Annotated in this window: 15 protein-coding genes and 1 tRNA gene; 5 read left to right on the top strand and 11 right to left on the bottom strand. The window is 47.9% G+C overall.

Annotated elements, in window-relative coordinates:
- The first annotated feature begins 117 nt into the window (after positions 1–117).
- The 4 genes from mutY (at position 118) to AACX68_RS01535 (ending at position 2,882) form a co-directional block, all read left to right on the top strand.
- Positions 118–1,155: an A/G-specific adenine glycosylase gene (mutY, locus tag AACX68_RS01550; RefSeq protein WP_228858330.1), complete on the top strand. Its 1,038-nt coding sequence runs from the start codon at positions 118–120 to the stop codon at positions 1,153–1,155.
- Positions 1,156–1,216: 61 nt separating this feature from the next.
- Positions 1,217–1,489 (top strand): oxidative damage protection protein, encoded by a 273-nt coding sequence (locus AACX68_RS01545; protein WP_099119861.1) that lies wholly within the window; start codon positions 1,217–1,219, stop codon positions 1,487–1,489.
- A gap of 92 nt (positions 1,490–1,581) precedes the next feature.
- Positions 1,582–2,655: a membrane-bound lytic murein transglycosylase MltC gene (mltC, locus tag AACX68_RS01540; protein WP_228858287.1), complete on the top strand. Its 1,074-nt coding sequence runs from the start codon at positions 1,582–1,584 to the stop codon at positions 2,653–2,655.
- Between the two features lie 151 nt (positions 2,656–2,806).
- A tRNA-Phe gene (locus AACX68_RS01535) sits at positions 2,807–2,882 on the top strand.
- Between the two features lie 346 nt (positions 2,883–3,228).
- Here the strand turns inward: AACX68_RS01535 and AACX68_RS01530 are convergent.
- The 10 genes from AACX68_RS01530 to AACX68_RS01485 form a co-directional block, all read right to left on the bottom strand.
- Complete coding sequence (locus tag AACX68_RS01530) at positions 3,229–4,257, bottom strand: tyrosine-type recombinase/integrase (protein WP_228858286.1); 1,029 nt, start codon at positions 4,255–4,257, stop codon at positions 3,229–3,231.
- A gap of 79 nt (positions 4,258–4,336) precedes the next feature.
- The gene (locus AACX68_RS01525) at positions 4,337–5,350 is read right to left on the bottom strand and encodes a TraI domain-containing protein (protein WP_228858285.1); all 1,014 of its coding nucleotides are present in this window, start codon (positions 5,348–5,350) and stop codon (positions 4,337–4,339) included.
- Between the two features lie 163 nt (positions 5,351–5,513).
- Positions 5,514–6,197 carry an N-6 DNA methylase gene (locus AACX68_RS01520; RefSeq protein ID WP_228858284.1) on the bottom strand — a complete coding sequence of 228 codons (684 nt, stop codon included), beginning with the start codon at positions 6,195–6,197 and terminating at the stop codon, positions 5,514–5,516.
- Between the two features lie 102 nt (positions 6,198–6,299).
- Positions 6,300–7,223: a DUF1281 domain-containing protein gene (locus tag AACX68_RS01515; RefSeq protein ID WP_228858283.1), complete on the bottom strand. Its 924-nt coding sequence runs from the start codon at positions 7,221–7,223 to the stop codon at positions 6,300–6,302.
- Positions 7,224–7,432: 209 nt separating this feature from the next.
- On the bottom strand, positions 7,433–7,567 hold the full coding sequence (locus AACX68_RS01510) for a hypothetical protein (RefSeq protein WP_255705209.1): 135 nt from the start codon (positions 7,565–7,567) through the stop codon (positions 7,433–7,435).
- Between the two features lie 44 nt (positions 7,568–7,611).
- Entirely contained in the window at positions 7,612–8,022 is a 411-nt protein-coding gene (locus AACX68_RS01505; protein WP_228858282.1) for a hypothetical protein, read from the bottom strand.
- The gene (locus tag AACX68_RS01500) at positions 8,015–8,182 is read right to left on the bottom strand and encodes a hypothetical protein (RefSeq protein ID WP_228858281.1); all 168 of its coding nucleotides are present in this window, start codon (positions 8,180–8,182) and stop codon (positions 8,015–8,017) included. Before AACX68_RS01500 ends, AACX68_RS01505 begins: the two co-directional genes overlap by 8 nt.
- 93 nt (positions 8,183–8,275) lie before the next feature.
- Positions 8,276–8,737, bottom strand: coding sequence for an antirestriction protein (locus AACX68_RS01495; RefSeq protein WP_228858280.1), 462 nt, complete (start codon positions 8,735–8,737; stop codon positions 8,276–8,278).
- A complete protein-coding gene (locus AACX68_RS01490; protein ID WP_228858279.1) occupies positions 8,727–9,173 on the bottom strand; it encodes an antirestriction protein in 447 nt (148 codons plus the stop codon). The genes AACX68_RS01495 and AACX68_RS01490 overlap by 11 nt, the downstream gene beginning before the upstream one ends.
- On the bottom strand, positions 9,124–9,330 hold the full coding sequence (locus AACX68_RS01485; RefSeq protein WP_228858278.1) for a hypothetical protein: 207 nt from the start codon (positions 9,328–9,330) through the stop codon (positions 9,124–9,126). The genes AACX68_RS01490 and AACX68_RS01485 overlap by 50 nt, the downstream gene beginning before the upstream one ends.
- Positions 9,331–9,904: 574 nt before the next feature.
- Here AACX68_RS01485 and AACX68_RS01480 point away from each other — a divergent pair.
- Positions 9,905–13,957, top strand: coding sequence for an AAA domain-containing protein (locus tag AACX68_RS01480; protein WP_228858277.1), 4,053 nt, complete (start codon positions 9,905–9,907; stop codon positions 13,955–13,957).
- 5 nt (positions 13,958–13,962) lie between these two features.
- On the opposite strand, the gene AACX68_RS01475 is transcribed toward AACX68_RS01480, so the two are convergent.
- A partial coding sequence (locus AACX68_RS01475) for an IS1 family transposase (protein WP_228858329.1) occupies positions 13,963–14,047 on the bottom strand: 85 nt, incomplete at its 5' end.

The following is a 14,047-nucleotide window of genomic DNA, read 5'->3' as shown; positions in this document are numbered from 1 at the left end:
CTTTAATGTTAAATTGTGTGGTGCTTCGAAACAAAGTTCGGGTTTACACTGAGGTTACACTATGTTGCAATCCTGTTCACGAAACGATTATCAGATATAAAGACAATTATTCTAATGATGGAAGCCGAGCAATTTTCACAGGCGGTACTTGAATGGTATCACCGTTATGGTCGTAAAACCCTGCCGTGGCAGCTGGAAAAAACATCCTATCACGTCTGGCTTTCAGAAGTGATGCTGCAACAGACGCAGGTTGCGACAGTCATACCCTATTTCCAGAAGTTTATTTCACGCTTTCCTGATGTCACCTCACTGGCGGCAGCTCCATTGGATGAAGTTCTTCATCTGTGGACTGGTCTGGGCTATTACGCACGTGCCCGTAATCTACACAAAGCCGCTCAGCAGGTCGTTGAATTACATCGGGGAAAATTCCCGACCACCTTTGATGAAGTAGTCGCCTTACCCGGCGTAGGCCGCTCTACCGCAGGCGCTATTCTTTCTCTCTCTCAGGGCAAGCATTTCCCAATCCTTGATGGTAATGTAAAACGCGTTCTGGCCCGCTGCTATGCTATTGATGGCTGGCCGGGTAAAAAAGACGTAGAAAATCGACTATGGGACATCAGTACCCGCGTTACTCCTGCGCTAGGTGTTGAATATTTTAATCAGGCAATGATGGATTTGGGTGCAATGGTATGTACCCACAGCAAACCAAAATGTGAGATTTGCCCGCTTAATACAGGCTGTATCGCGTATGCTAATCACAGCTGGGCCAACTATCCGGGTAAAAAACCGAAACAGACCATCCCTGAAAAAACCGCGTATTTTTTATTGATGCAACATGGCGATACAGTCTGGCTGGAACAACGCCCACTTTCCGGTATCTGGGGCGGATTATTTGCATTCCCGCAATTTACTGATGAAAACTCACTCAAACAGTGGCTGGAAGATTCAGGGATCTCGCACAGCCAACCTGAGCAACTAAACTCATTTCGCCACACTTTCAGTCATTTTCATCTGGATATCGTACCCATTAAAATCAACATATTATCTTTTGATTCCTGCATGGATGAAAGTAAAGGACTTTGGTATAACTTACGCCAGCCAGCAACTATTGGACTGGCAGCTCCCGTTGAGTACCTTTTGCAGCAGTTGGGATAAACTTAACCCATATTTTGTGCGCCATTATTTTTTGCTCCATAACGACATTTGAGGATTTATCATGAGCAGAACTATTTTTTGTACTTTTTTGCAACAAGAAGCCGAAGGCCAGGATTTTCAGTTCTATCCGGGAGAACTGGGTAAGCGTATTTTCAATGAAATTTCTAAAGAAGCCTGGCAGAAATGGATGAGCAAGCAGACTATGCTGATTAACGAAAAGAAACTGAATACGATGAATCCGGAAGATCGCAAATTGCTCGAACAGGAAATGGTGAAATTCTTGTTTGAAGGGAAAGATATTAAAATCGACGGTTATACCCCACCAGAAAAATAATTTTTAATATCTGCTATTTATTGGGTGAATCAGGATATTTAAAAATCACCCAATAAATGGGAATTTATCCTAATATCCAACGGCATCATAAAATGAAAAAACTGCTGGCACTGCTCCTGCTCACTCCACTTCTGATTTCCTGCTCAAGCAAAAAAGATATTGAATACAAAGAAGAATACATAAAAGACACTAACGGATTTGATATCTTAATGGGGCAATTCGCTCATGATATTGAAAATATCTGGGGATTACGTGAAGTTTTAATTGCAGGCCCTAAAGATTACGTAAAATATACAGATAAATATAAAACCCGCAGCCATATTAATTTCGATGCTGGAACCATTACGATTGAAACAATATCGCCTATTGAGCCAAATGAGCATTTACGCAAGGCCATTATCACCACCTTATTGATGGGGGATGACCCGGGTTCTGTCGATCTTTACTCTGACACGAATGATATTCAAATAAGCAAAGAACCCTTTCTTTACGGGCAAGTTCTGGATAATGCCGGCGAGCCAATTCGCTGGGAATGGCGCGCAAACCACTTTGCCGATTACTTGCTTCAAAATAAATTACAACGCCGTCAGTCAGGATTGCATGTGATTTGGTCTGTTACGATGCAATTAGTTCCTAATCACTTGGATAAACGTGCTCATAAATATCTGCCTATTGTCCGCAAAGCTGCGATTAAATATGGTATTGATGAATCGCTGATCCTTGCCATTATGCAGACAGAATCTAGTTTTAACCCTTACGCAGTCAGTCGTTCCGATGCTCTGGGACTAATGCAGGTAATGCAACATACTGCGGGACGGGATGTATTCAAGATGCAGGGTAAATCGGGCCAGCCAGACCGTAACTATCTTTTTGACCCTGAAAACAACATAGATGCAGGTACGGCTTATCTGGCGATTTTACAGAACGTTTATTTGGGCGAAATCCAGAACGCAACCTCTCGCCGCTATGCCGTTATTACCGCATATAACGGTGGTGCGGGCAGTGTCTTAAGGGTATTTTCCAGCGATAAGAAAAAAGCAGCTCAAATTATCAATACAATGGCACCGGGTGATGTTTATGAAGTTCTGACTAATAAACATCCATCCGCTGAGTCACGCCGTTATTTGATGAAAGTGAATAACGCGCAAAAAAGCTATCGCCGATAAATCATCGGCACAAATAAGAGATGGAGAGGTGTTTATCTCTCCATTTTTGTTTATATTTACAACCCATTGTGCAAATTAAAAGCGCTTGAATAAATTTATAGAGAAAGTCGTTGACGGATTGGAGTGAATACTGTTTAATGCGTCCCCGTTAGCCCGGATAGCTCAGTCGGTAGAGCAGGGGATTGAAAATCCCCGTGTCCTTGGTTCGATTCCGAGTCCGGGCACCAAATTTCCATGCGGGTTTGTCCTAGGTTGTTAAATTTCCTGACAAAAGCGCAAAAAAGAATCAATCGTTAATTAAATGTTAAATCCTAATCAGCTCAATTTGTACTGTTTAGTTGAAAAGAACATTTAAGACAAGATAACCGGGTAGCTGTTTTAACAGTTACCCTTTTCTCGTTTAAGGTAATGATTTCAGTAATTGATTCTGATGTCAAGTAAGGGAAAAACTTTACGGGACAGGGGATCGAAATTAGCCATTTTTTCATACCATCCCTATTGATGCAGGGCAGTTCACTCACACCTCCACCTCAATCCTGTCTGAGACCTGCCCTGTCCTTTTTTTACGCCGTTTTATTCATGCTCATCGGCATGCTCATCAACAAAATCAGTATACAACCCCAGTTCCCGCTCCAGCGCTTTGCCCGTCACTTCCATATCAAGATCAATGTATTCCATCGTGGTCGCCACATTACGGTGCCCCAGTAAGCGTTTCACCAGCGGCAGATTACGATCCGGCGATTTCATCAGGGTCGTCGCCAACGTATGACGAAAACGGTGAGGCGAGACTGCAAAATCACACTCTTTGGACAGCCGACGAAAGAAAGAACGAAGCTGTTGTTTTTCCCGGTTGATATCGTATTGGTAACGGGAAAGCCGGCTTGGGTGCGGGACACTCAAGCGGCTGAGATCGAAAATCGGATCGTGGGCTTTCGCACCGGCAGCGATGGCCCTTTCTACTAATTTTACCAGCCGGCGTTTAAGCGGCGGAATAATCGGTATTTCCCATTCACTGTGGTTTTTACTGCCTTCCAGCCCCAGTTCAATATAATTGCTGTCCAGATTAATATCCCGCAGCCGCAGGTGCAGTAACTGGTTCTGACGCATTCCTGTAAAGCGCAATGTCGCCAGCACCGTTGACCAATACCAGGTCGGATACAGGGCACACCGCCCTCCCCGTGGAGTTATCCCGATGCTTTCTTCCTCAGCAAACTTGCCCATCAGCAGATTAATGCGGGTTATCTGCGATTGGCTCAAAATCTTCTTCTTTTTCTTCTCTTTTTTAGCCACGGCGTTGTTAAACGGATTTTCGGTGTGAGGCAGCAGTTTTCGCTCTATGCCGAAATTAAAAATCGCCCGCAGATGAGCCACCTTATTATTCCAGGTATGACTCGACTGCTTTTTCTCTACCAGAAGGTGGCGCCGCCATCGCAACACATCCCGGTGAATAACCTGTGCCGGTGATGCGGCTTCTCCCATAAACCGGATAAAACCCCGTGTGACCTTGCGATAACTCCATTCGGTATCCGGGCGCAGGATATGTGAAAAAAAGTACTCTTCTAATAGCTCTTCCCAACTGAGCGTTTCTGCTGTATTCAACATGTTATTTTTTCCTCGGTTCATCCTGCCGTGTCCTGTCCAAAAACAATTCACGGCAATAAAATACAAATAACCCTTTAAATTATTTATCTTTAAATGATGAATGTGGGTAACTGTCAGTGGCAATACTTTCTTTCTCCCGTCCCGGCTGTTTGGTCAGTTTCGGACCGTGATGATGATTTTTCCCCTGATTTTGTGGTGAAGATGCATCCGGTGACTGAAATAAGGACAATAATGTCAGCGTATCGTCAGAGGGAGCGGTGGGCGGTGGCGTTATGTTACTGGCGGGAGTCCGCACTGTCGTTTCCGGCACAGGGTTGTCTTCAGTAGAGAACACGGTCTCCGTCACCGGTTTCACCTGCAAAGGGGAATGGAGCTGTCCGGCCGCATCCTGAAGCAATGTCTCTATCAATGGGACAGTGGAGGGTCGTCCGTTAAGATGCTGCATCAGACAGTGCCAGACCTCCGGTACCGTCACCAGCCACATCATGGCTTTTTCCGGTAACAGACAGGCGGCCAGCAACACTTCCTGCGGAGCCGGCGGTATGTTCTCCGGGGCGCGGAAACGGAAACGAAACGGTTTGTCGGGAATACCGATGCCCGGTTGCCAGACCTGCCCGTCTTCCAGTTCTCCTTCGAATTGCCGCAACAACGGCAGGTGGTAAAACAACGCCGCCCAGAACACCACCGCCTGCCATAAAACTCCCTGTGCTGCCTGCGTTTCCGGTGCCACACCCGGCGGCAACAAATGTCCCTTCGCTAACCGCACGGCACAAGTGGTAAATTGCAGTGTCAGGTCAGCAAATCCGCCACTGCCTGACCATTTTCCTTCCGGAGAGGCAGGTATCTGCTGAACACTGCCCAACAGTTGTTTAATCGGGGCGAGATAAAAACGCTGATACAACCCTTCAGGCAGCGTACTGTTTTGCCACAATTGTTGCAGGCACTGATGGCGCAAGGGGGTTGCCAGCAACGCCTCCACTGATTGTGGCCGGAAATAGTCCCCGTTATCACAGGCCCCGCTCGTTTTTTGCCCTGATGATTTTTTCTGTAATGCTGGCGAGCGGGTAAAATGCGATTTAAAACGTGTAAACATCACTTTTCTCCTTGTCAAATTTGGCTCAGTGTCGGTCAATCCCACGCTGAAACAAGGCGAAACTCTTTTTGCGAAAATGAAAATTGTTTGTATGACTTACCCTTAAACGTAAAAAAGCGCCCCGAAAGGCGCAGTAGTGGAACAAAGAAGATGCAAACAGAAATCAGGCTACTTGTTCATCGGCCTGCAAACGTTGCGACCAGTTGCCCAGATAATGGGCGGGTGTATAGCGTGTCCGTTGGCTGCCGGGGTCATTCAGCACATCACCGATCGTGACCGCCGCCGGAATACCGGTCAGGGAAAGCTGGATATAGGCCATCACCGCTGCCAGCGGATCGATATCAATCGCAGACACCCACATACTGGACAACGGATCATGTCCCTGCTCCCTTAATACCTCCGCGGCGGCCAGCATCATACAGGCCGCACCACAGCAAGGTTCGTGGAAGGTGACAAAGGGTCGGGTCTGCAACAAATCAGACACCTCATGCAACTGCAATTGTGCCATCATTCTGGCGACACCCCAGGGGGTAAAGAACTGCTGAAGTCCCTTATTCCCCAGCTCCAGTTGCATAAACACGCTGCCGAGAAAATCACCGGGGGCTTCTGCCAGGGCCAGCGCGGTATAGGAAAAAAGTTTCACAATCCGGTCAATATCTTCCCGTTCATACTTGTTGATAGTTTTCAGATAGAACTGCTCGAGTTCCTCACTGAAACAGTATTTATTGTGAATGGCCGCCATTGCACAGTTGCAAAAATCCTGAAAAACCCGATAACGGTTACGGTAACGGGCGGTTTGTTTAAACAGCGAAATAAACTCTTTTTGGTAGTCCGGACAAGAAGCCATGGCGTGTTTTCCTGATAAAAAAGGAAAACACACCCCGGAAGGAGAATGTGTTTCCCCTTTCGGTTGAAGTCAAGATAAGTGGATACTGTGTTGAACAAAAAGTTACTGCCCGACGGCCATCGCCGGTAGTGCCAGTGCTGTTTCGGGCTTATCGCCGTTAACCAGATACAGTGCCGGACGGTTTTCGTGCCCTACCTGCCCGTTATGACTGTCCACATGCTCGCCCTGGTCATAGCAGTCGTAACCTTTAAGCTGGCCTGACGGTTCGCTGTACCAGTGGCGGATTTCACAGTCAAACACCGAGGACAGCCCGCCCATCAGTTCCGCCGAAGGCGGTACCCACGGAGTGTCAAAACGCACGGTTAAGCTGCTGACATGGCATCGTTCCCAGCGGACATGATGACCGAACGGCCACTCCAGGCCGTATTGCTCGCCGTAAAACTGCACGGTACTGGCGATGCCTTTCAGCAAGCCACTGTGACCGTTAATCTCACAGGCCAGCCGGGTCGGCATCATCATCAACATATCGCAGGGTTGTGCCGTTGCCGGGTACGTATTCAGTTTATCCCAGCACACGCTGATATCCGGCGTCTCAGACCAGCTCACCATGCCAAACCAGTCGGTATACTGGCGGGTCAGCAGGCGGGCAATGATGTCACGCGCCGGCACCGGGACATGCTCCCAGCGCAGCAGGCTGAGACCCGACTGACGGTACAGGTTATCGATACGTTTAATGTTGTCGCTGTTTAACGGCACATTGTCCTGTAACAACACCAACCATTGCTCAAACGCCAGATTCTGCGCGGTCGGCGCTGCCGTACCCCGCACCAGTTCCGGATACGGTGTGTAAGTGAGGGGTTTGGTGGGTTTTAATATCCCCGCACAGCCGGCCAGAAACAGGCGCAGGCTCTGTAATACCGCCTGGCGGTAACGGGGGACTTCTTCTCCGCAGACCCATTGCTGCATCACATCGAGACACACGGATTTGCCCGTAACTTCCAGTTGATTAGTGACCCATTCTGCCATGGTTAAGTTCCTTTGATTTTTAAGTTTAAAAAACCGGCGAAACTGTTCCCCCCACGGGAGTCAGTTCCCCCGATGGGTGATTGAAAAAAAGTGTCAGTTGAAATCCCGTCTGAAGATACCGGCAACCTGACTGTCGACAATGACCGTCAGTTCATCATGCCTCCCCAGATACGGTGTACTGCCTGATATTTCAGACGCATTCATGCGGGTTAAATCGTATTTATCCCCCGTTCATTGATGGCATCAAACGGCCGGATGCCACTGGCGATAAGTTCGGTGACAGTTTCGGTTTCACACAATGCCGTATCATTCAGGCTCAGGCCAGAATGACGTTTCGGCGGCAATCACCTGCCAGACGGTTAAACGTCAGGCTTCCAGGGTGACACCATCAAACGCTGACCGTTGCGCTATGCCGGAGAATATCCTGCACTTCGTGATGATAGTGGTAATCGGGTGAAATCATATGCAGTGACAACAGATTCGCCTCATGCCACAAGACACGCGCCGCCCCGGCATTCTGCCAGCTCAGCTCAAATGTGGCCGACTGACACAAGCGCTGTTGTTTCCGCGCCAGTGATAAACGCTCTGATGTCACGGTGACCGGCTGTGCCCAGACAATCTCGTCATCAAAGCGGCCACCGAGCACCTTGTTATCTTTGGCGTCATAAATCATCACCGTCAGTGGAAAAAAAGCCCGCCGGCACTGAGCTGAGGGCATTTCCGGTATCGGCCAGTCCCCCAAAAGATGGATCACTTTCAGCCGCTGTACCGCTTCGGTGACCGAGTCGGTCTCACACACGGTCAGCGTTTCCTCCCGCAGCGATTGGGGTCGTTGGGGATGCTGTATCAGGCCGGTGACCCGGACGGTAAAAATGGCTTCCTGCGACGCCGGTGTCGTGCTCTCCGGCGCAGGTAAAAAAATCGGGTTCATGGTGTGGCTCTCCTTGATTTGACGTCAATAAAAGACAACACCAACCCAATACAGGAAGGTGTTGTCGGCTCCCCGGTCAGGCGCTAAAGAAAAGGGTTAACAACCTCATGGGCTGATAACGTCAGTGGTGATGAGGGTTATTATGGATAAGTGACGAGCTGATGATGTCCTCTTTTGGCTGCATCGCCAGTACCGCACGCAGCAGCCCGGTTTCCGGGTGGTGCAGCGCGTATTCGTGCAGTTCGCAGAACCGGAACGCATCCGCATTCGGTTCATCCAACTCAGCGATACGGGCAAACACAATCGCGGTGACGGCCAGACCAAACGCATCCGCAGACAGCGTGGCCGTCAATGTCGTCTCCGGCAGATAAACCGAATAGGTTTTTGCCGCGGTGGGGATCATATACGTCAGGGATCCAGACACGTTCCGGCTGCGCCATTGCTCAGGACGATATTCACCACACAACTGTGAGGCGGTATTCGCCAGCAGGAATCCCAGAAACAACCGTTCCAGTGGCGTTTTGTCGGGAAACACGACCGACAGGGCCAGGCTGTCCAGCAGCATCAGTTCATTATCCGGCATCACGTTCTCCCTTTAAACCCAGGGCCGCCCGGATACACTGAGCCTGAGGATGCTGCCGCGCATATTCACGCAGGGCGCAAAACCGCTCAGCATATCCGTCCAGCTTCATCAGGTCAGTCAGGTAACCCAATACGCTCAGGGTCACCATCAGTCCAAAGGCATCGGCGGAGACTTCACCTTTAAAGTCCGTCGTACTCACATTAACCCCAGAGGAATCCGGCCGCATCGGCACGATATAGACGATGCGGTCTGACACTTTCCGGTACTGCCATCGGTCACACCGGTCATCGTCACACAGCCCGGCAGCAGCTTTAATGAATGTGTGCTCCAGCAGCATCAGTTCCAGTGAACCGGTGTGCGGAAAAATTTCAGCAAAAGGGGATAGTTCAGCCGGGGACACAGTGTGTACCGTGGCCGGGGTAGTATTTTGTTGCATGGTATTCTCCTGATAAAACAACGGAGAACACCTGACCCAATGGGAAATGTGTTCCCCGTTGGGTGACTGGCCGGTTGGCCATCATGGATGAGATTAAGAGACCTTCATCGTCATCAGACTGACGATATCTGCTTCCAAAGGGGCGCAGATGTACCACACCGTGGTGTACTCCCTTGCAGGCTACGGGAGTGTTGCTGTCGCTGCCCGAAGGTGATCCTCACAAGCGACCGGATCATGGATAAGTCTGACTACGCTAATCAACAGAAATCATCCGGTCAATGGGTAATTCATTTCCCGGGACAAAAAATAATGTCAGGAGCACGACGGAGTTTTTGGGGCGCCAGGGAGAGTCTGTCAATACGCGGTGACCCGTTCAGGCCGTGTGGTCTAACACATTTATGCCCCATTGTGTGTTTGAGCGAATACTTGATCGCAACCTCTCCATGCAACTTTGGCTTACTAATATCTATCCGAAATAACCTATACAGCGACTCAAATAAATGACTAAATGATCGTCTATCAAGACGCTGGCTATTCACGCATATAGATAACTATGTAATATGAATCAAGCTTCTTTCTCATGCTACGTGGTAAACTCCTTCAGAAGAATGGACATTCCCTCTCTTAGTCATGAAAAACAACTCAATGTCATTGATGTGACTGCAAGGGTGTCTTATCGTCAAATAGACAACTAAAAAAATAAATAACATGCAAATTCGAGAGGACTTCAGTTGGAGATAGAAATCTGGGATGGTGGCTTACAAGAGCAAGAAGTAGCCGCGATAGAGAGAATAAAGACAGTCTTTTCCGGCAAAGCTACTGAACCTAAGAGATCCGTTCGTGGAGGTTCTCTTCGAGAACAGCTGCAAAGCAGTTATGGCAACAGCAACAACGGCATGTTCCCTTGGAAAGGCTATGCTGGGTTTCGATTTGTTGACTCCAAGAAACATGATGGTGAGTTCGATTTAATTATTGTTACCCACTGCAATGTGATTATTGTTGAGCTGAAAGACTGGAACCACCAACCAGTAACGGCAAAGAGAGATACTTGGTACAAAGGTACCAAAAATATGAAACGCTCCCCGGTAAGCACAACTCGGGTCAAGAAACAGACACTGGAGACGAAATTATCAAGGCTTACTCACCGCTTTACTAACAAAGGATATGTACCCCACGTACACTTCTTTGTTGTAATGACTGGGGATGCGGATTTCAGCCAGCTGCCTGAAGATCAGTTGCTTCATACCCTATCGCTGGATGATTTTCTTAATTTTGCAGATCGTAATACCTTCAATGCTCGATTCAGACCACACCCCACTGCCCAAGTCTTAAACAAAGACTTCCCTCTGTTTGATGAACTGTTCTTAGGGTCGCAAACTGCTCCCAAGGCTTTACGGGTTGATGGCTACGAGGCCAAAGACATTATTTTCGAACACCCAAAGAAAGTATACAAAGAGTATATCGCTAGGTCTGAGATCTCGACTAATACTGAAGCTTTGCTGCGGGTATGGCAATTCAAGAATGTTAAAGGTAATAAGGCCTACACTCCTGAGGGCCGAGCAGAGATTGTCTCCCGTGAGCGTGTAGTCTTAGAACTCATCAATCATCAGAATCGGGACCTATACAACCACTGTTTGCGATCACTGACGAGTTTTCAAAAAGACGAGGTGACAGCAGAGTACAGTGAGGTATATGAGCTTCCCCCTGGTCATGTTCGGTTTAACGAGTTTATTGGAAAGTATGGCAAGGCTTTCTCGGAGTTAGATCGTTTGAATGTCACTAAGCTGCTAATTGCTAAGTTTGGTGACTTGCACGAGATGAAGATTGCTCACAGGGATATCGCTGATCACAGTCTTTGGATATCGCCATCAAAAGAGGTCGCACTTTCAAATTTTATCTCGGCTTATCATCAACCTATTGGTACGGTCGGGGATTATCGCAAGAGTCTGTCAGTGGGTGCTGTTGAAGCACAAGACATGCTAGATGCCCGAGATTTGACGCCTTTTCAGCAGGATGTTCATTCCTTGGGGCTTGTTGCCTGGCACTTGCTATGCGGCAAACGTATGTCTCCTAAGAATCTGGAAACAGTGCAGGATGACATGCTAAACAGTGAGCAATGGTATTCAGAAGTGTTGTTGGATGCTGTTGCTGCAAAGTTCGCTTCAGCTACAGAGTTCTTTGATGCGTTGAAGAAAGCCGAACCCGCAGGCGAGGCTATTCCAACATTTGATGATGCTGAGCTTGATACCTACCGTCATGCTATAAACCACTCGCGTCAGTATCGGGAAGATGATGACTTTCTGGTAGAGACTGCTGAAAAAGAAGTCTATGTCTCAGGCGGAAGAATTGTGAAAGCCTGGTTGAATGCCGGCGGACAAGGAGATGACTCTACAGCAAACTTCCAGATTCTTAACTTTTTGAAGCTGCTGGATAAGCTTTCCTCCGTTAAGCCGACTTACCTACCGGAAATTCGTGCGTTTGGCATTGCTTCTAAGTCATCGAGTCTGTACATGGTTACAGATCAAGTGCAAGGAGCAACTTGGGACAAAGCCTTGATTGCAGACGATGAGAAAATTGAGCTAATTGGAAAGTTCGTTGCAGCAGTAGAGCACTTACACGGTCTTGGCGTCTCTCACGGCGATATCCACCCCGACAATGTGATGCTGGAGACGGAAAGTCGCTCTCTTTACCTAATCGATATTCCAGACTTTTCACCGTCAAGGGAAGATCATAAAAACCACAGTTATAGTCCTGAAAATATCGATGGCTGTACCTCTTTTGAGCGTGACAACTTTGCAGTGATGAAGATGTCCTGCGAGTTGCTAGGTTTGTCTTGGGGTCATAAGTCTGAAACTTACCCAGCTCTGGCAGATGCGATTCGAGCTGAGTTAGAAGATCCTCAATTTGGATTTAAGGATTTAGGCCGCTTTAAAAAGGCGATAGATAGCAGTGATACATCGTCAGAGCAAAGCATGATTGAGATTACGGCAGGCAACGCAGATGAAGCTATCACTATCCTACCCGATAACGGGCATCTGTATGTCAAAATTGAGCCGAACCATAAAGAGCCAACTGAAGTGAGAGTAACTTTCACTGGGATTGGCGGCAGCTTTTCTGCAATGTTCTGCAAACAGCAGCAAGCTCTACTTGTTGGCTTTAAACCATGGCCGCGGTCATCAATTCGCAAGCAGGATATTGACGATAGCCAGTTTGAAATTAGCACTGGCATAAGGATTATTCCTGGTTGGCCGCAAGAAATGTCTGCTTTGACTGAACTGCTCAATGAAGATGAGTCTTTTACACGTGCGATTGAACTGGCTACAGCACCGGAAGAAAAGCAGGAGCAAGAAGACACACTAGCTCTTCAGTTGAAGGAAGCCTTCTCAAGGCTAGATAAGCAAGCTGTCGAGCCAGCGTTGACAAAGACGCTGGAAATACCGACAGCGAAACTGTGGCGGGCAATTCTGGATACTGAGACCGAGTCGTATCCAAACATTGAGGTCAGTGGTGAGATTTTACCTGTTGCTGATGCGCGTGGGGAACTTCTGATCCCTTACTCTGCTGACGTAGATCCTCTTGGTGGTTTCAGCAGCAGTGATGAAGTCGAAGCATTATTGGTTGATCAAGAAGGGGTAGAGCGGTTTATTGGCGAGGTGTCACTTAAGAAGTCAGCGCTTAAGGAGGTCCGGCTGTTCAAAACTCGCGCAGCAGCATACAAGTTGACCGACTCTGATATTGTCTTCTTCCGTACTAAGCAGGATCGCGCTTCGTATCGCAAGCGTAAACGAGCTTTGGAGCGACTACTTGATCGAGAATGTGCGATACCAGACTTGATGGATCTCTTCGACCCATCTTGCGAAAAAATTGCCCACAACTACGGCATCTCGTTAAGTGATGCTGACTTTGCCAGGTATGACCGTGAAGATCAGCACGGAAACAAGATCAGCCTAAATGACCAGCAAAGAGAGGCGTTTGCCAAGTTAGTCAACAATGGCCCTCTGTCCTTGCTACAGGGGCCTCCAGGGACGGGTAAAACTGAGTTTATTGCGGCCTTTGTGCATTATTTGGTTGAGAAGCAGAACACCCAACGCATCTTGCTGGTTAGCCAGTCACATGAGGCTGTGAATACAGCGGCTGAGCGGATCAGGAAGCATTGTGCTCGTCTGAATACAGATCTGGAAGTTGTTAGATTTAGTAACCGCGAAGGGGCTGTTTCTTCAGGGCTGAAAGATGTCTATTCGAACGCAATCACTACTGAGAAGCGTGAACTGTTCAACGCTGAAAGTAAGTATCGCGTTGAAGCCTTGAGTGAAGCCATTGGCTTGGAGCCAGAGTTCATTTCTAGTGTTGTGTTGGCAGAGCTTAAGCTGTTCAAACAAATTGACCACCTTGAGACATTGCTATATAAAATCAATGATTTAAGCGATAAAAAAGACATAAAGGAACTGAAAGAGATTTCAGTAGAACTCGATCTTTCAATCCGTTCCAAGCTGAGCACAGAGTACGGTATTAGCTTGGATGCAGGAGCTAAGGTCTCTGAAGCAAAAGAATTTCTGCTTTCCAAGCTATGTAGGGAATATGGTGTCAGACCTGATGAGGCGCGCCGAGTCAAAGCGTTAGCTAAGATATCGCGGGATATGCAGGATGCTTTGTCGGGAGAGCGGGTTAACTTTGACGAGTTCTATGCGCGCTCGAGACAGTTGGTAGCAGGTACATGTGTCGGTATTGGACAGGGCCACATTGGCATTCAGGACAACATTTACGGTCATGCTTCCAATAGTTAGATCTCTTATGAAATATAGTATTCACGCTCAATGAACGTCCCGACCACTTTGTCATGCATCTCTTCGGATTTGGAATAACCTATTGTTTTT

The organism is Xenorhabdus sp. PB61.4 (genome assembly GCF_963894935.1).
Classification (GTDB): Bacteria; Pseudomonadota; Gammaproteobacteria; order Enterobacterales; family Enterobacteriaceae; genus Xenorhabdus; species Xenorhabdus stockiae.
The sequence above is the reverse complement of the archived record's forward strand: the minus strand, read 5'-3'. Positions and strand labels throughout refer to the sequence as shown.

Bases quoted from the DNA above. Each gene is read 5' to 3' on its own strand.
- mutY (WP_228858330.1), top strand. From the start codon at position 118: ATGGAAGCCGAGCAATTTTCACAGGCGGTACTTGAATGGTATCACCGT.
- AACX68_RS01545 (WP_099119861.1), top strand. From the start codon at position 1,217: ATGAGCAGAACTATTTTTTGTACTTTTTTGCAACAAGAAGCCGAAGGC.
- mltC (WP_228858287.1), top strand. From the start codon at position 1,582: ATGAAAAAACTGCTGGCACTGCTCCTGCTCACTCCACTTCTGATTTCC.
- AACX68_RS01530 (WP_228858286.1), bottom strand. From the start codon at position 4,257: ATGTTGAATACAGCAGAAACGCTCAGTTGGGAAGAGCTATTAGAAGAG.
- AACX68_RS01525 (WP_228858285.1), bottom strand. From the start codon at position 5,350: ATGTTTACACGTTTTAAATCGCATTTTACCCGCTCGCCAGCATTACAG.
- AACX68_RS01520 (WP_228858284.1), bottom strand. From the start codon at position 6,197: ATGGCTTCTTGTCCGGACTACCAAAAAGAGTTTATTTCGCTGTTTAAA.
- AACX68_RS01515 (WP_228858283.1), bottom strand. From the start codon at position 7,223: ATGGCAGAATGGGTCACTAATCAACTGGAAGTTACGGGCAAATCCGTG.
- AACX68_RS01495 (WP_228858280.1), bottom strand. From the start codon at position 8,737: ATGCCGGATAATGAACTGATGCTGCTGGACAGCCTGGCCCTGTCGGTC.
- AACX68_RS01490 (WP_228858279.1), bottom strand. From the start codon at position 9,173: ATGCAACAAAATACTACCCCGGCCACGGTACACACTGTGTCCCCGGCT.